Origin of the sequence: Vibrio sp. (assembly GCF_047973365.1) — a bacterium.
GTDB lineage: Bacteria > Pseudomonadota > Gammaproteobacteria > Enterobacterales > Vibrionaceae > Vibrio.
In genome coordinates this window covers 15,513-32,099 of sequence record NZ_JBKEBW010000026.1, presented here as the reverse complement: position 1 = coordinate 32,099, position 16,587 = coordinate 15,513, and the positions used below count along the sequence as shown (strand labels likewise).

At 44.3% G+C, this 16,587-nt stretch carries 20 protein-coding genes; 12 read left to right on the top strand and 8 right to left on the bottom strand.

The features are described 5' to 3' along the window. Window positions 1-108: 108 nt before the first annotated feature. The 5 genes from ACK5MF_RS04380 (at window position 109) to ACK5MF_RS04360 (ending at window position 4,949) form a co-directional block, all read left to right on the top strand. Window positions 109-1,485: a PhoH family protein gene (locus ACK5MF_RS04380; protein ID WP_416919730.1), complete on the top strand. Its 1,377-nt coding sequence runs from the start codon at window positions 109-111 to the stop codon at window positions 1,483-1,485. A 116-nt stretch (window positions 1,486-1,601) separates the two neighbouring features. Then, window positions 1,602-2,606, top strand: coding sequence for an ornithine carbamoyltransferase (gene argF, locus ACK5MF_RS04375; RefSeq protein ID WP_416919729.1), 1,005 nt, complete (start codon window positions 1,602-1,604; stop codon window positions 2,604-2,606). Window positions 2,607-3,032: 426 nt separating this feature from the next. After that, entirely contained in the window at window positions 3,033-3,962 is a 930-nt protein-coding gene (gene pyrB / locus ACK5MF_RS04370; protein WP_416919727.1) for an aspartate carbamoyltransferase, read from the top strand. A 12-nt stretch (window positions 3,963-3,974) separates the two neighbouring features. Beyond that, entirely contained in the window at window positions 3,975-4,442 is a 468-nt protein-coding gene (pyrI, locus tag ACK5MF_RS04365; RefSeq protein WP_416919725.1) for an aspartate carbamoyltransferase regulatory subunit, read from the top strand. Between the two features lie 117 nt (window positions 4,443-4,559). Continuing rightward, on the top strand, window positions 4,560-4,949 hold the full coding sequence (locus ACK5MF_RS04360) for a RidA family protein (protein WP_416919723.1): 390 nt from the start codon (window positions 4,560-4,562) through the stop codon (window positions 4,947-4,949). A 93-nt stretch (window positions 4,950-5,042) separates the two neighbouring features. On the opposite strand, the gene ACK5MF_RS04355 is transcribed toward ACK5MF_RS04360, so the two are convergent. The 8 genes from ACK5MF_RS04355 to mlaF form a co-directional block, all read right to left on the bottom strand. Further along, window positions 5,043-5,771, bottom strand: coding sequence for a 1-acylglycerol-3-phosphate O-acyltransferase (locus ACK5MF_RS04355; protein WP_416919721.1), 729 nt, complete (start codon window positions 5,769-5,771; stop codon window positions 5,043-5,045). A 143-nt stretch (window positions 5,772-5,914) separates the two neighbouring features. Then, window positions 5,915-7,180 (bottom strand): UDP-N-acetylglucosamine 1-carboxyvinyltransferase, encoded by a 1,266-nt coding sequence (gene murA / locus ACK5MF_RS04350; RefSeq protein ID WP_416919719.1) that lies wholly within the window; start codon window positions 7,178-7,180, stop codon window positions 5,915-5,917. 9 nt (window positions 7,181-7,189) lie between these two features. Beyond that, a complete protein-coding gene (gene ibaG, locus ACK5MF_RS04345; RefSeq protein WP_416919717.1) occupies window positions 7,190-7,444 on the bottom strand; it encodes a BolA family iron metabolism protein IbaG in 255 nt (84 codons plus the stop codon). Next, the gene (locus tag ACK5MF_RS04340) at window positions 7,437-7,766 is read right to left on the bottom strand and encodes an STAS domain-containing protein (protein ID WP_416919715.1); all 330 of its coding nucleotides are present in this window, start codon (window positions 7,764-7,766) and stop codon (window positions 7,437-7,439) included. The genes ibaG and ACK5MF_RS04340 overlap by 8 nt, the downstream gene beginning before the upstream one ends. Beyond that, window positions 7,763-8,401 carry a phospholipid-binding protein MlaC gene (gene mlaC / locus ACK5MF_RS04335; RefSeq protein WP_416919713.1) on the bottom strand — a complete coding sequence of 213 codons (639 nt, stop codon included), beginning with the start codon at window positions 8,399-8,401 and terminating at the stop codon, window positions 7,763-7,765. Before mlaC ends, ACK5MF_RS04340 begins: the two co-directional genes overlap by 4 nt. A 3-nt stretch (window positions 8,402-8,404) precedes the next feature. Then, on the bottom strand, window positions 8,405-8,896 hold the full coding sequence (gene mlaD / locus ACK5MF_RS04330; RefSeq protein ID WP_416919711.1) for an outer membrane lipid asymmetry maintenance protein MlaD: 492 nt from the start codon (window positions 8,894-8,896) through the stop codon (window positions 8,405-8,407). A gap of 2 nt (window positions 8,897-8,898) precedes the next feature. After that, on the bottom strand, window positions 8,899-9,690 hold the full coding sequence (mlaE, locus tag ACK5MF_RS04325) for a lipid asymmetry maintenance ABC transporter permease subunit MlaE (RefSeq protein WP_416919709.1): 792 nt from the start codon (window positions 9,688-9,690) through the stop codon (window positions 8,899-8,901). Continuing rightward, on the bottom strand, window positions 9,680-10,483 hold the full coding sequence (gene mlaF, locus ACK5MF_RS04320) for a phospholipid ABC transporter ATP-binding protein MlaF (protein ID WP_416919708.1): 804 nt from the start codon (window positions 10,481-10,483) through the stop codon (window positions 9,680-9,682). Before mlaF ends, mlaE begins: the two co-directional genes overlap by 11 nt. A gap of 313 nt (window positions 10,484-10,796) precedes the next feature. On the opposite strand from mlaF, the gene ACK5MF_RS04315 reads away from it, so the two are divergent. From ACK5MF_RS04315 to ACK5MF_RS04285, 7 genes are read left to right on the top strand one after another with little or no spacing between them, the layout of a single operon-like run. After that, the gene (locus ACK5MF_RS04315; protein WP_416919706.1) at window positions 10,797-11,762 is read left to right on the top strand and encodes a calcium/sodium antiporter; all 966 of its coding nucleotides are present in this window, start codon (window positions 10,797-10,799) and stop codon (window positions 11,760-11,762) included. 12 nt (window positions 11,763-11,774) lie between these two features. Beyond that, window positions 11,775-12,749: an arabinose-5-phosphate isomerase KdsD gene (gene kdsD / locus ACK5MF_RS04310; RefSeq protein ID WP_416919704.1), complete on the top strand. Its 975-nt coding sequence runs from the start codon at window positions 11,775-11,777 to the stop codon at window positions 12,747-12,749. Next, window positions 12,749-13,306, top strand: a complete 558-nt coding sequence (gene kdsC / locus ACK5MF_RS04305) for a 3-deoxy-manno-octulosonate-8-phosphatase KdsC (protein ID WP_416919702.1) — start codon at window positions 12,749-12,751, stop codon at window positions 13,304-13,306. Before kdsD ends, kdsC begins: the two co-directional genes overlap by 1 nt. After that, a complete protein-coding gene (lptC, locus tag ACK5MF_RS04300; protein WP_416919700.1) occupies window positions 13,303-13,866 on the top strand; it encodes an LPS export ABC transporter periplasmic protein LptC in 564 nt (187 codons plus the stop codon). The genes kdsC and lptC overlap by 4 nt, the downstream gene beginning before the upstream one ends. Continuing rightward, entirely contained in the window at window positions 13,847-14,344 is a 498-nt protein-coding gene (lptA, locus tag ACK5MF_RS04295; protein ID WP_416919698.1) for a lipopolysaccharide transport periplasmic protein LptA, read from the top strand. The genes lptC and lptA overlap by 20 nt, the downstream gene beginning before the upstream one ends. A gap of 2 nt (window positions 14,345-14,346) precedes the next feature. Next, window positions 14,347-15,072 (top strand): LPS export ABC transporter ATP-binding protein, encoded by a 726-nt coding sequence (gene lptB / locus ACK5MF_RS04290; RefSeq protein ID WP_416919696.1) that lies wholly within the window; start codon window positions 14,347-14,349, stop codon window positions 15,070-15,072. A gap of 44 nt (window positions 15,073-15,116) precedes the next feature. Then, window positions 15,117-16,580, top strand: a complete 1,464-nt coding sequence (locus ACK5MF_RS04285) for an RNA polymerase factor sigma-54 (RefSeq protein ID WP_416919694.1) — start codon at window positions 15,117-15,119, stop codon at window positions 16,578-16,580. Window positions 16,581-16,587: the final 7 nt, after the last annotated feature.

The window sequence follows — 16,587 nt, the reverse complement described above, 5'->3', positions numbered from 1 at the left end:
GCAGTAAGTCGCAATAGATCGAAAGCCTACCCAAAGCGTACGATTCATTGCGACCTCTGGATGCGGACATCCTATGAAAGCAAGCTATACGATAGCAAGGAGACGCTTATGGGCGATACCGATCGGAAACTGTTTGTACTGGATACCAATATCCTACTTCATGAACCTCTAGCCATTTACTCCTTCCAAGAACATGATGTGGTCATTCCCATGACCGTCCTCGAAGAACTCGACCGAATCAAAGATAGCAAACGCGATGTTGCACGCGATGCTCGTGTAGCGATTCGAGCGTTGGAGAATTTGTTCCACGATGCAACACCAGATGAGATATCAGAAGGGATCCCTTTTACCAAACAAAGCAGTGCGACCGGCACCATTTCAATCTTAGCCGACTATGATGTCCACGAGAGCGTAAAAGCATTCACCGACAAAGAAGGCGATAACCGTATACTTAACGCTGTACTCCATTTACAGAACAAACGCGCTCCGCGCTCGGTTGTGCTGATCACCAAAGACATTAACATGCGACTGCGAGCTAAGGGAGCAGGAGTACGTTACGTTGAAGACTATCGTACTGACCAACTCATTGACGATGTTCAGTACTTAACCAAAGGCTTCCAAACCAGAGCGGGAAATTTTTGGGATCAGGTTGAGAATGTAGATAGTTATGCATTGGAAGGCAAAACCTACCACAAGCTTGATCGTGAGCCGTTTGAACCCACTTACATCAACCAATATGTGATTGACGAAGAGAGTGATTTTGCTGCGCGGGTTGAGACCATCTCAGAAGACAAAATTACTCTGCGTGACATGAGCCGAGAACGCATGATGCACCGCAAAGCCTGGGATATCGTGCCAAAGAATATCTATCAAGCCATGGCGTTAGATGCCCTGCTCGACCCAGAAATTGATTTAGTGATTCTCACAGGAGCTGCCGGTAGTGGTAAAACGCTGCTTGCGATGGCAGCAGCATTAGAGCAGACCGTTGAGAAGAAGATGTTCGATAAGATCATCGTTACGCGCAACACCCCTGATATTGGTGAGTCTATCGGTTTTCTTCCGGGTACGGAAGAAGAAAAAATGATGCCTTGGTTGGCGGCCGTTACCGATACACTGGAAGCTCTACATAAGAACGACCACTGCACTGAAGGCTCTTTGAAATACATTGTTGATAAAGCCAACATTCAGTTCAAATCAATTAACTTTATGCGTGGACGCTCTATTCAAGACGCCTTTGTATTGCTTGATGAGTGTCAAAACCTCACCGCTTCACAAATCAAAACCATCATCACTCGTTGTGGTGAAGGTACCAAAATCGTCTGTTCTGGTAACCTTGCACAGATCGATTCTCCATACCTAACCCCTGTTACCTCTGGTTTAACCTATATGGTTGAACGTTTCAAAAACTTTGAAGGTAGTGCCAACATTCACCTTAACGGTGTGGTTCGCAGCCGTCTAGCAGAGTTCGCCGAAGAGAATTTATAAGCATTTTTAGCGAGATGTTAAACGCATCTCGCCTTTTATTTAAAATAATTATTCACTTTCATAGCATTTCTATGTTTAACTAGCCTTACTCGTTATTTGTATTTAAGGACTGAGTCATGGCTTTCAATTTACGTCACCGCAATTATCTTAAACTGCTTGATTTTACGCAGAAAGAAATCCAATTCCTGTTGGATCTCTCTGCTGATTTAAAACGAGCAAAAAAAGCGGGCACTGAGCAAAAGAAACTTATCGGTAAAAACATCGCGCTCATTTTTGAAAAAGCCTCTACTCGTACCCGTTGTGCCTTTGAAGTCGCCGCTTTTGATCAAGGTGCACAAGTCAGTTATTTAGGTCCTTCAGGCTCGCAAATTGGCGACAAAGAATCGATGAAAGATACCGCTCGCGTATTAGGTCGTATGTACGATGGTATTCAATACCGCGGTTTCGGTCAGGAGATCGTCGAACAATTGGGTAAATATGCAGGTGTACCCGTATGGAATGGCTTAACCGATGAGTTTCACCCAACGCAGATTCTGGCAGATTTCTTAACCATGCAAGAATACTCGCGCGGTAAACCACTCAGCGATGTGAAGTTCGCTTATCTCGGCGATGCCCGTAATAACATGGGTAATTCTCTCATGGTGGGGGCGGCAAAAATGGGCATGGATATCCGTTTGGTTGCACCAAAAGCGTACTGGCCTGACGCCGAGTTGGTGCAAACTTGCCAACAATTAGCTAAAGAGAGTGGCGCAAAAATTACCCTCACTGAAAATGTTGCGCAGGGTGTCACAGGTTGTGATTTTCTTTACACCGACGTATGGGTCTCTATGGGAGAAGCACCGCAAGCGTGGGATGAACGCGTTGCGCTAATGAAGCCTTATCAGGTCAATATGGATGTGATTAAAGCCACAGATAACCCACATGTGAAATTCATGCACTGCTTACCCGCTTTCCACAACGATGAGACCACTATAGGTAAGCAAGTGGCTGAAAAATTCGGCATGAAAGGCTTGGAAGTGACAGAAGACGTATTTGAGTCAGATTACTCAATTGTGTTTGATGAAGCAGAAAATCGCATGCACACTATTAAAGCGGTGATGGTGGCAACACTAGGAGATTAAACGCGAGACGATTATACCCTTCCTACTTGAAGCTGCAGCGCTTTATGTTTTTAAATATGGGGGCTACGTTCGTTCACCCCAATCACGCATGGTAATCTGTGGTCATGGGGATTCACTCACTTGCCGCCTACCTGCAACTTCAAGTAGTTTGGGTATAGATAGGTAATTAATTGCGTAATCGCTTGCGTCACCAGAAACAAAGCGTATAATGCCCAACAATTTGTCTAGGGGGCCCAATGAAATTGATGCATATTGACGTTCGTGCAGCCAAAAATTTCGGTAAGCAATTACGCTTACAGGGCAAATTGTTTTCCCCCGTTGTTGAATTTTAAAGCCTCCCTTATTGGGGGGCTTTTTTGTACCCATACCGATGATAATTGTTGGTATGGGTACCGTCACTTTAAGAAAATGATAGGGAAGAAGATCATGGCTAACTCGCTTTATAAAAAGCACATCATCTCCATTTCTGAGCTTTCAAGACAAGAATTGGAATTGATTGTTCAAACTGCAGGCCAGCTTAAAGCTGAACCCAAACCAGAACTGATTAAAAACAAAGTCGTTGCAAGCTGTTTCTTTGAGCCGTCTACTCGTACGCGCTTATCTTTTGAAACCGCCATTCAGCGCATCGGTGGCAGCGTTATCGGTTTTGATAACGGCGGTAATACCTCTTTGGCCAATAAAGGGGAAACTCTGTCAGATTCCGTACAAATTATCTCTTCGTATGTGGATGCTTTTGTTATGCGTCATCCACAAGAAGGGGCGGCACGTCTGGCTTCTGAGTTTTCAAACGGTGTTCCGGTTATCAACGCCGGTGATGGTTCAAACCAACACCCAACGCAAACGCTACTCGATTTGTTTACGCTATATGAAACCCAAGGTCGACTAGACAACCTGAATGTGGCTTTTGTTGGTGACTTAAAATACGGACGCACCGTGCATTCACTTGCTCAGGCTTTGGCGAAATTTGATAACAACCGCTTCTTCTTTGTGGCACCCGATGCTTTAGCAATGCCTGATTACATCTGTGAAGAACTGGATGAAGCTGGCGTGGAATACAGCTTACACAGCGATATGGAAAGCGTCATTCCAGAACTCGATATCCTGTACATGACTCGCGTACAAAAAGAACGTTTTGATCCATCTGAATACTTACATATTAAGTCAGCTTTCGTTTTAACAGCTGCAATGCTTGAAAATGCCCGTGAAAATATGAAGGTTCTGCACCCGCTTCCTCGCGTTGACGAAATCACCACCGACGTAGATAAAACACCTCACGCTTATTTCTTCCAACAAGCGAGCAACGGTGTTTATGCACGTGAAGCCCTGTTAGCTCTTGTTTTGAACGAATCACTGTAATCGGAGACTGTCATGAGTAAAGAAACCAAACTACAAGTCGAAGCCATCAAAAACGGCACAGTGATTGACCATATTCCGGCAAAAGTAGGCATCAAAGTTCTAAAACTGTTTGATATGCATAACAGCCAGCAAAAAGTCACTATCGGTTTGAACTTACCCTCTTCCGCTTTGGGGCTAAAAGATCTGCTTAAGATAGAAAATGTATTCATCAGCGAAAGTCAGGCCAACAAACTGGCTCTTTACGCACCACATGCCACGGTCAACCAAATCGAAAACTACCAAGTAGTGAAGAAGCTTGCGCTAGAATTGCCTGAGAAAATCAACAACGTGTTTGCCTGCCCAAACAGCAACTGTATTTCGCACAATGAACCGGTCGAAAGTAGCTTCCGTATTTTCGAAAAAAATAACGATATTCGTTTGAAATGTAAGTACTGTGAAAAGGTATTCTCTCGCGAAATCGTCACTGAGCGCGCAGGTTAATCAAGCCTTTACCTATTAAGGTATAAAAGGCAAACTGCTAGGGTCTGTTATTTGATTGGTGTTCACACCGCAAGTAGACAGACCTTTTTAATTCGAATAATGAATGGAATAAGAACCATGACAAAAGTTTTGCACACAGAATCAGCTCCAGCGGCAATTGGTCCATACATTCAAGGTGTTGACCTTGGCAATATGGTGTTAACTTCTGGCCAAATCCCAGTAAACCCAGTAACGGGCGAAGTTTCTGACGATATCGCAGTCCAAGCACGTCAATCTCTGGACAACGTAAAAGCTGTGGTTGAAGCTTCTGGCTTAACGGTTGGTGATATCGTAAAAATGACTGTATTCGTCAAAGATCTCAACGACTTCGGCACAGTTAACCAAGTTTACGGTCAGTTCTTTGACGAGCACAACGTCGCTCACTACCCTGCTCGTTCATGTGTGGAAGTGGCTCGCCTGCCAAAAGATGTCGGTATCGAAATTGAAGCGATTGCCGTTCGTAAATAATTTTAGTTGAGCAGCCAGTACCGCTCTGTGTGGTGCGACTAAACAAACAAAAAGGGTTGCCGAAGCAACCCTTTATATTCGCCTATAAAAAGGCTATTTTTTCGCGTTAAGCTGAGCGACTTCTTTATCAAGCTCTTCCAGCTTCACTTTCATTGCTTCATAGCACTGATTTGAAAGATCGCGCACCGACTTGTCTTTGTATTCTTCGACCGTCACAGGTGGCAGCATTTCAACAATCACATGACCATTATTCCAACGGTTTAACTTCAACTTATGCGTTGAACTACAGACAATCGGAATGACAGGCACTTCCGCTCCCATTGCTGCATGGAACGCGCCAGTTTTAAATGGCAATAAGCCTCGACCGCGAGAACGAGTGCCTTCAGGGAACATCCACACGGATACATCACTGTTTTTAATACTGTCAACTACTTGGTTAATGGTACCTTTCGCTTTTGTTTTGTTTGCACGATCAATCAAGATATTACCTGTTAGCCAGTATAGCTGACCAAACAGTGGCATCCACGCTAAACTTTTCTTACCGACAGTAACTACTTTTGGCGTTACTGCAGAAGAAATGGTGAAAAGGTCCCAGTTGTTTTGGTGGTTAGCGATATAAACCGCTTGGCCACGCTTGTAGGCATCTTCAGGAATACGCAGTTCCAACGTGATACCGAATACTTTAGACATCGCAGCAAACATGCGACCAAAAGTAAAAACATGCTTAGGGTTACGCGGGCTTAATAAGCAGTAACCACATCCAAATATAAACATCACCACCGCAAAGATAGCGACCGCAATGATACGAAGTAATGCAATCATCCATTTTCTCCAAAGGAGCTTAATAAGCTAAGTTTGTGTACCAATAAAATTCAGGTACAAATAAAGTTCAGGCAAAAATAAAGCTCAGGGCAAAAATAAAAAGCCGAAATCATGAGACTTCGGCCTATAGACTCAGTTGAAAATTAGCTTGCTGCACGCACGCGCTGAATATTAGCACCCAGCGCTGAAAGCTTATCTTCAATACGCTCATAACCACGGTCGATGTGATAAATACGATCGACGATGGTTTCACCGTGGGCGATACAACCCGCGATCACTAAGCTTGCTGATGCACGAAGGTCAGTTGCCATCACTTGTGCACCGCTTAACGACTCCACGTCACCGCAAATAACGGTGTTACCTTCGATTTCCGCTTTGGCACCCATACGCTTCAGTTCAGGTACATGCATAAAACGGTTTTCAAAAATGGTTTCCGTAATCACGCCGCCACCTTTTGCCATCATATTCAACAAGGTGAACTGTGCTTGCATGTCGGTTGGGAAACCTGGATGCGGAGCCGTGCGAATAGAGACCGCTTTCAGTTGGCGACCCGTCATGTCTAAGCTAATCCAATCATCGCCCGTTTCGATGCTCGCGCCAGCTTCCTCAAGCTTGGCAATCACCGCTTCCAGCAATTTAGCGTTGGTTTTACGACAAACAATCTTGCCTTTAGACACGGCTGCAGCGACGAGGAATGTACCGGTTTCAATCCGATCAGCAACGACCGTATGTTTACCACCACCAAGAGATTCTACGCCTTCAATGGTAATTGTGTCAGTACCGGCACCAGAGATTTTCGCACCAAGTTGGTTTAAAAACTTTGCGGTATCGACAATTTCAGGTTCACGAGCTGCGTTATCTAAAATCGTTTTGCCTTCGGCTAATGTTGCAGCACACATAATAGTGATTGTTGCACCAACACTCACTTTATCCATCACAATGTGCGCGCCTTTCAGACGACCATCAACGCTGGCTTTAACGTAACCATCTTCTAAAACAATCGTTGCACCCAATTGCTCTAAGCCGTGGATATGAAGATCCACAGGACGAGCACCAATAGCACAACCGCCAGGTAGAGAGACCTGACCTTCACCAAAACGAGCAACCAGAGGACCTAAAGCCCAGATAGATGCGCGCATGGTTTTGACTAAATCGTAGGGAGCGCAGAATTGATTAATCTGGCTCGGGTCCACGTGAACAGAACCGTTACGTTCTACTTTTGCACCTAAGCGTTTAAGCAGTTCCATGGTGGTATCAATATCACGTAAGTGAGGAACATTGCCCACCTCTACTGGCTCACTGGCCAGAATCGACGCAAATAAAATGGGTAGTGCTGCGTTTTTAGCACCAGAAATGGTCACTTCGCCTTGTAGCGGCTTATCTGACCCAATAACTCGAAACTTATCCATTCACTAACCTTAAAGTGACATCAATTTTTTATCGCGAGCCCACTCTGCTGGCGTGAACGCTTTAATAGAAACGGCATGAACATCGTTGCGCTTAATATATTCCATTAATGGGCCGTATATTAGCTGCTGTTTCTTCACACGGCTCATTGATTCAAAGCGATCATCCACCGCGATCACTTCATAGTGACTGCCTTCACCTTTACAGTGAATCTCTTGCAGGTTGAGTGCTTGATCTAAGATTTCTTTAAGTTGTGTGCTATCCACAGTTCACCCCGTTGGAAATTTGTATATGTTGAGCCATCAACTTATCGACATTGCTCAACTGAAACAGTGTGCTCAGCTGCTCTGGCACAAAGCTGAGCATTATATGGCAATTTCGTTTTTTTGCATGCTCTATTAGGTGAATCAACATCACCATGCCAGCGGAATCAATACGTTCAACGTCCTGTAAAGAGACCTCAAACCGTTCAGTTTGCGGCTGCCATTGCTGCAATATTTGCCATAAATGCGGAACCTTATCACGATCCAAAGCTCCGGTCAGCTTCGCATTAGCGGAATCCATCACCTGCCATTGCGGATGCATCATTGCGTTTTGCTCTCAAATCGGATCGGTTGCTGAGCCAGGCTCTGCAACTCTTTAGCCACGGCTAAAATGCCATCCTGACGAATCTTACCATTCCATTCAGACTGCTTGCTTGATAGTAAACTAATACCTTCAGCAATCATGTCAAACGCTTTCCAATCGCCCGACTTTTCTTTACGTAGCTTGAATTCCAACTTAATGTTGGGTCGCGGTGCATCAACAATGTCCAACTTAATACTTGAAATGCGACGATCATCTTCAAGTTGAGGCTCAGGATCGAATTCGATCTCTTGGTTGGTATATTGAGTCAACACCTGCGCATAGTTTGTCACCAAATACGCTCTAAATGCGGCGACAAACTCACCCACATCTTCTCTTTTGGCCCCTTTCAAATTAGGGCCAAGCAGTTTTAAAGCCGCATATTGATCGTTGACGTAAGGCATCAACTCTTCTTCAATAATCACTTTTAAATACTCAGGATCCTCATGAATCTTAGGTTGCTCCGCTTTCAAACGGTTAAATGCTTGCTCTGCAACTTGCTTCATCATTTTATAGGGATCGGTCCGGTCAATTTCCTGTGCATTCACCGTCCATGACAACAGTACTAGCAACAATGCAGCGATATAGCGTTTCAACATGGGTTACTCCTCACTTGCCTTATTATCTGACCCGCCGACGCTATACAGAACTTGTCCAATCAAATCCTCTAAAACTAGCGCTGATTTGGTATCTTCAATAAGATCGCCATCTTTCAACATCTCTTCATCTTCAAATACAAAGCCCGGGATCAGGCTAATGTACTGCTCACCAATCAATCCTGACGTCAAAATATGCAAGCTGGAATTCTCCGGAAACTGATCATATTGACTATCAATTGCCATAGTCACAACAGGAAGCAGGCTGTTCTTGTTCAGTACAATTGATGAAACGCGACCAACAACGACCCCTCCAACCTTAACTGGCGCTCGTACTTTTAAGCTACCAATGTTGTCAAACTCTGCTCGGAGTGAGTAAGTATCGTTTGTTCCCAAACCTTTCACGTCAGCGACTTGAAAAATCATTACCAGAATTGCGCAAATCCCCGCTAGCACAAAACTGCCTACCCAAAATTCTAGTTTACGTGTCTGTTGCATGATCAGTTCCCAAACATCAATGCAGTCAATACAAAGTCTAGCCCCAATACGGCTAAAGACGAATGCACAACAGTTCTGGTCGTTGCTCGACTGATCCCTTCCGAAGTCGGAATCGCGTCATAACCATTAAACAGCGAGATCCAAGTGACTGTGATGGCAAACACCACACACTTAATCAAGCTGTTACCAATATCTTCCCCAATCTCGACCGATGCCTGCATCGTTGCCCAAAAGCTTCCGTGATCAATGCCTTTCCATTCAACACCAACCAACTGTCCGCCCCAGATGCCTACAGCCATAAAAATCATCGCCAGCAACGGCATGGAAATCAAACCAGCCCACAGCCTTGGTGCTATCACTCGTTTCAGCGGGTCAACGGCCATCATTTCTAAACTGGAAATCTGCTCAGTGGCTTTCATTAAGCCGATTTCAGCCGTTAATGCAGAGCCAGCGCGCCCGGCAAATAAAAGAGCCGTCACCACAGGGCCGAGCTCTCGCAGCAATGAAAGAGCAACCATTTGACCTAAGCTGGTTTCAGCACCGTAATCAACAAGAATGACGTAACCTTGCAGGCTTAACACCATGCCAATAAACAGCCCTGACACAATGATGATGGCTAATGATTGAACACCAATGCTGTAAAGCTGTTTAACAAGCAGGGGAAAATTTTTGATCGGATGGGGTCGCCCGAATAAAGCACCAAAGACCATTAAACTTGCACGACCAAATGATTCGCAGACGGCAAAAGAACGTCTTCCTAATCGGCTAACCCATTGTAAAAAATCAGCCAACATGGAACAGATCCTTCTCAATTGGTTGAACAGGATAACGAAATGGCACAGGACCATCCGCGTCCCCATTTAAAAATTGTTGAACACGAGGATCTTCAGACTTGTACAAATCTTGCGGAGCACCTTGCGCAATCACTTTACCTTCCGCTAATAAATACACCCAATCGGCAATACTCATGACTTCCGGCACATCATGGGAAACAACCACCGAGGTGACACCCAGAGCTTGGTTTAAGTTGCGTATTAATTCAACCAAGACGCCCATAGTGATTGGGTCCTGACCGACGAAAGGTTCATCATACATGATGAGTTCCGGGTCAAGAGCAATAGCTCGCGCTAAAGCCGCACGCCGAGCCATACCACCAGACAGTTCGCTGAGCATTAACTGCGCAGCGCCACGGAGACCAACCGCCTCAAGTTTCAAAAGGACTAAGGTACGAATTAATGATTCATCGAGTTCAGTATGTTCTCGGATAGGAAAAGCAACGTTGTCAAACACGTTAAGATCGGTAAACAAAGCTCCAGACTGAAACAGCATGCTCATTTTCTTTCGTGCTTTATATAATTTGTTACGATTCAAGGTAGGAATGTTACTTCCGTCAAACCAAATCTCGCCTTTCTCAGGTAACAACTGACCACCGATAAGTCGTAAAAGTGTTGTTTTGCCGATCCCCGAAGGTCCCATAATGGCGGTAATTTTACCTTTAGGCACATGAAGACTGATGTCATCAAAGATGATTCGCTTAGAGCGAGAAAAGGTTAGATTGTTTATGGTGACTAAGTCAGTGTCAGACATACTGGCTCTTCGCTGTTGTGGGGTTCTCATCCGTATGATAGGCCATATTAAGCATATTCAGCCTAAATTAAAAGCGCTGTTCAATTACCTTATATAGATATCACAATATGACTTTTGTTCCCGTTTTGTCGAACATTTATTGATAAAACACTAACACCCAGCGTAGGCACCCATTTTCCATACCTCGACATTTGTATACAAATTTGCCCAGAGATAAAAACAATAAATTGGAACTTCGGCTTCCCTTTTCCACCCCAAAGCGTCAAAATCGACGGTTAAACATTTTAGTCGTTGATTAAGTATAGGATTCACCATGATCGAAGCTGTTGCGTTCCTTATTGTAGGTCTAATCATTTTAGTTTGGAGTGCCGATAAATTGGTCTTCGGTTCTGCAGCATTAGCACGCAACTTCGGAATTTCACCACTTGTCATCGGTATGACCATTCTGGCTATGGGTTCTTCCGCTCCAGAGATGATGGTTTCAGCGACAGCCGCTCTTGATGGCAAAACAGATACCGCCGTAGGTAACGTACTCGGTTCTAACATCGCCAATATCGCCTTGATTCTCGGTATTACTGCGTTAATCAAACCACTTTCAATTAGCTCTCCAGTGTTACGCAGAGAATTCCCATTAATGATAGCCGTTACCCTATTAGCTGGCGCTATCATGTGGAATCACCATTTAGGCTTTTATGAAGGTGTATTGTTGTTCGCTCTATTCGGCGTATTTATCTTAGCTATGCTAAAAATCAGTCGTAACGAACAAAAAAATGGTGATGTTCTGTTAGAAGAACAAGAATCCGAAATTCCAGAAGGCGTAAGCAATCCAAAAGCGGCAATGTGGATCGTCATTGGCTTGATCCTTCTGCCAATCTCAGCCGGCTTGTTGGTTGATAATGCCGTGATTATCGCCAAATATTTTGGTATGAGTGATTTGGTCATCGGTTTAACTATCATTGCTGTAGGTACGAGTCTTCCAGAGCTTGCCGCTTCAGTGGCTGGCGTTCTAAAAGGCGAAGACGACATGGCGGTAGGCAATATTGTTGGCTCAAACGTGTTCAATATTTTGGCTGTTATGGGTATCCCGGGAATCCTCAATCCTTCGATGCTCAGTGAACATGCTATGGACAGAGACTTTTGGGTCATGCTTGGTGTCTCACTGCTACTGGTGGTCATGGCATTAGGAAAATCACGCAGTATTAATCGCATCGAAGGTACGATTCTTTGTCTGACCTTCTTGGCGTACCAAACTTATCTATTTATGAACATGGCAGCGTAATTGGAGCTTAATATGTCTAACAACTTTGACTACCGTAGTGTTGCTCAACAAGTACTGGCAACGGAAATCGAAGCCTTACAACAGCTTAACCAATACATAAATGAAGATTTTAGCCGCGCTTGCGACATGATTCTGGCAAACAAAAATGGCAAAGTGGTTGTGATGGGGATGGGTAAATCCGGTCACATTGGCAAAAAAATAGCGGCGACATTAGCAAGTACAGGCACTTCGGCGTTCTTTGTTCATCCGGGAGAGGCCTCGCATGGCGATCTAGGCATGATTGAACAAGGTGACATCGTTATCGCTATCTCTAATTCCGGAGAATCGCATGAAATCCTCTCTTTATTCCCGGTATTAAAAAGACTGAATAACCGTATCATCAGCATGACAGGTAACCCGCAGTCAAATATGGCCAAGCTGTCAGACATTCATTTACAGATCACAGTTCCAAAAGAAGCATGTCCACTAGGGTTAGCGCCGACATCAAGCACCACCGCGACTCTAGTCATGGGTGATGCATTAGCGGTCGCCTTGTTGCAAGCTCGTGGATTTACCGCAGAGGACTTCGCACTTTCGCATCCAGGCGGAGCTTTAGGTCGTAAACTATTGCTGAAACTCTCTGACATTATGCATTTCGGCGAAGCGTTACCAAAAGTTAAACCAAGTGCATTAATCAGAGAAGCATTGCTAGAAATCAGCCAAAAAGGGTTGGGAATGACAGCGGTGACTGACGAAGAAGATCACTTGATTGGCATTTTCACCGACGGTGATTTACGTCGAATCCTCGACAAGCGTATTGATATCCATACCGCAACTATCAGCGAAGTGATGACCCAAAACCCGACGGTAGCATCGCCACACTTATTAGCGGTGGAAGGGTTAAACTTAATGCAAGAGAAAAGAATTAACGGTTTAATTCTTGTCGAAGAAGGAAAAGTCATCGGTGCACTGAATATGCATGATCTACTGAAAGCTGGAGTGATGTAATGTCCAATATGGTTGAAACCCTCTATGGCGATGTCGAAGCTTCTATTCTTGCTATCGCAAAAGAAATAAAACTGCTAATTTGCGATGTCGACGGTGTATTCTCGGATGGCCTGGTTTATATGGGAAATGACGGTGAAGAGCTGAAGACTTTCCATACCCGTGATGGCTACGGGGTAAAATCACTCATGAATGCGGGAATTGAAGTCGCGATCATCACAGGCCGTCAGTCAAAAATCGTCGAAAACCGCATGAATGCTCTTGGTATAAAACTTATCTATCAAGGTCAAGATGATAAAGTTAAGGCTTATCACGATATTTGCCAAAAATTGGCGATCACGCCTGAGCATACAGGCTATATTGGTGATGACTTAATTGATTGGCCAGTAATGGAAAAAGTAGCGCTCAAAGTCTGTGTGGCTGATGGACATCCACTGCTTGCCAAACGCGCTAACTATGTAACAACAATTAATGGTGGACGTGGCGCAGTACGTGAAGTTTGCGATTTAATTCTGCAAGCACGTAATGAGCTAGACGTACATAAAGGCTTAAGTATATGAGTTTGTCTCGTATTCTTTATACGATACTTTTTTTTGTCGCTTCATGGTCTGCTTATTACCTGCTCGACAAAGAACAAATGGCTGATATCCAAGTAGCTCCCAACATGGAGCTACCAATGTTTAGTGGCATAAATTTAGATAATGTCTCTTACAACGAAAGCGGTGTAAGAAGTTATGTGATCACCTCGACACATTTGGATCATTACGCCAAGAGCGGCAATACCATTTTTGATGCTCCGATATTAAAAATCTATCACGAAGGTACAGATCAAGAGTGGGAGATCACAGCAAAGCGCGGTATTTTAGCTAAAGATAACGTCTTAACGCTGTATGATGATGTCATCGCAAATAATTTACTCGACGATTCTGGTTTTGATAAGCTCTCTACCTCAAGAATGAGCATTCATCTCAAGAGCCGTGATTTTTGGGCTGACAATCCAGTAGACTTGAACGGCCCACAATTTGAAACAAATGGACAGGCGATGAAAGGTAACTTTGGTGACCATTCGGCTGTTCTTTATAACCATGTACAAGGTAGATATGAAACTCTCACACCTTAGTCTTATTGCATGCTTACTGACTTCTGGTCAGGCTCTGGCTCTAGCGACTGATAGCCAGCAACCTGTGTACATTGATTCTGATAGTCAACAGTTAGATATGAAGAGTAACCGTGTTACTTTCGTTGGCGATGTGAAGCTAAAACAGGGCAGTATTAGTATTAATGCTGATAAGTTGATCGTTATTCGTGATGCAAAGACCGGACAAATTGACGAAATAGAAGGTTATGGTGATGTAGCCACTTTTTCTCAGCTTACCGACGATGGCAAAACACTGTATGGTGAAGCAAAAGAACTGTATTACAAAATGGCTGCGGATGAGCTAACCATGGTCGATAAAGCCTTGCTGTCTCAAGATGACAGTGAGATTCGTGGTAATAAAATTCGTTACCAAATTTCATCACAAAAACTTATTGCTGACAGCAATGGTGGCGGACGCGTATCCACGGTTCTTCAGCCGCAAGCAGCATCAAAAGAATAACTATGGCGATACTAAAAGCAGAACATTTAGCGAAAAGCTACAAGAAACGAAAAGTGGTTTCTGACGTAAGCCTCAAAGTTGAATCGGGTCAAATCGTCGGATTATTAGGACCAAACGGAGCAGGAAAAACAACCTCCTTCTATATGATTGTAGGTTTAGTTGCCCGTGATGAAGGTACTATTAGTATCGATGACAAAGACATCAGTATTTTGCCTATGCACAGCCGTTCTCGAATGGGGATTGGCTATTTGCCACAAGAAGCGTCGATCTTCCGCAAACTTTCGGTGGAAGATAACATCATGGCAGTATTGCAAACTCGTGACGAATTAAGCAGAGAAGAGCGACAAGATAAACTTGAAGACCTGCTCGACGAGTTCCACATTCAACATATCCGTAGCAGCGCTGGTATGGCGCTGTCTGGTGGTGAACGTCGCCGAGTTGAGATTGCACGCGCCTTGGCTGCGAATCCACAATTTATTTTGTTGGATGAACCCTTCGCTGGTGTTGACCCCATTTCGGTTATCGATATTAAGAAAATCATTGAGCATTTAAGAGATCGAGGACTAGGAGTCCTGATCACTGACCACAACGTTCGAGAAACCTTGGATGTATGTGAAAAGGCTTATATTGTAAGTCAAGGGCAGCTCATCGCTGAAGGGACACCGCAGGAAGTACTGAACAACGAACAAGTTAAGCAGGTATATCTCGGTGAGCAATTCCGTCTATGATTAAACATCATGGGCAATTCTAACAACAAGGTAGTCGTTACTGAATGAAACCCTCATTACAGCTAAAGTTAGGTCAACAATTAGCTATGACACCACAGTTGCAGCAAGCGATTCGCTTATTGCAACTGTCAACACTCGATCTGCAACAAGAGATCCAAGAGGCATTGGATTCTAACCCTCTGTTGGATGTTGAAGAGCCAGGGGATGATTTGTCATCAGCGGAAAGCTTAACCAATAGTCATGAGGAAAAAGACCACAGTGCCGATAGCTTAGAAATCGAGCCACAAGACAGTTCCGAACTCATTGAAAAATCTGAAATCAGTGCTGAACTGGAAATCGATACCACGTGGGAAGATGTTTACAGCGCCAATACGGGCAGCACCGGCATCGCGTTAGATGATGACATGCCTATCTATCAGGGCGAAACAACCCAAACGCTGCAAGACTACCTGTTATGGCAACTTGACCTCACGCCGTTCAGTGATAATGACCGCTCAATTGCACTCGCGTTAATTGATGCGATTGACGACTACGGCTATCTCACCGTTTCTTTAGAAGATATCCAAGAAAACTTCCACAGCGAAGAAATTGAATTAGACGAAATTGAAGCGGTACGAAAGCGCATTCAACAGTTTGATCCTCTTGGTGTTGCTTCCCTAAACCTCCAGGATTGCCTGTTATTACAATTAGCAACCTACCCGGCAGAGACTCCGTGGTTAGATAGTGCGAAACAGATCCTTGCCAATCATATTGATCAACTTGGTAATCGCGATTACAAAGTCATATTGAAAGAGGCTAAACTCAAAGAAGAAGAGTTACGCGAAGTGCTGCAACTGATTCAACAGTTGGATCCAAGACCAGGTAGCCGTATTGCCTCAGAGCAAGCAGAGTATGTCATTCCTGACGTTTCGGTATACAAAGAGCATGGCAAATGGATCGTTACCATCAATCCAGACAGCGTTCCAAAACTGAAAGTAAACCAACAGTATGCCAATCTAGGTCGCGGGAATAGTGCTGAAAGCAACTATATCCGCACTAATTTGCAAGAGGCGAAATGGTTAATCAAAAGCTTAGAAAGTCGAAACGAGACTTTGCTCAAAGTTGCCAAATGCATAGTTGAACATCAACGTGATTTCTTCGAATATGGCGAAGAAGCCATGAAGCCGATGGTCTTGAATGACGTCGCTCTAGCCGTGGAGATGCATGAGTCAACGATTTCACGTGTGACAACACAGAAATACATGCATACCCCACGAGGAATATTTGAACTGAAGTACTTTTTCTCTAGTCACGTCAGCACTGACAATGGTGGAGAATGTTCATCTACCGCGATTCGTGCACTGATCAAAAAACTGGTTGCTGCGGAAACCCCGGCAAAACCGTTAAGTGACAGTAAAATCGCGGCTCTACTTGCTGATCAGGGGATTCAGGTCGCAAGACGAACGATTGCGAAATACCGAGAATCTTTAGGGATTGCCCCCTCTAGTCAGCGTAAACGCCTGCTTTAAGGCCAAA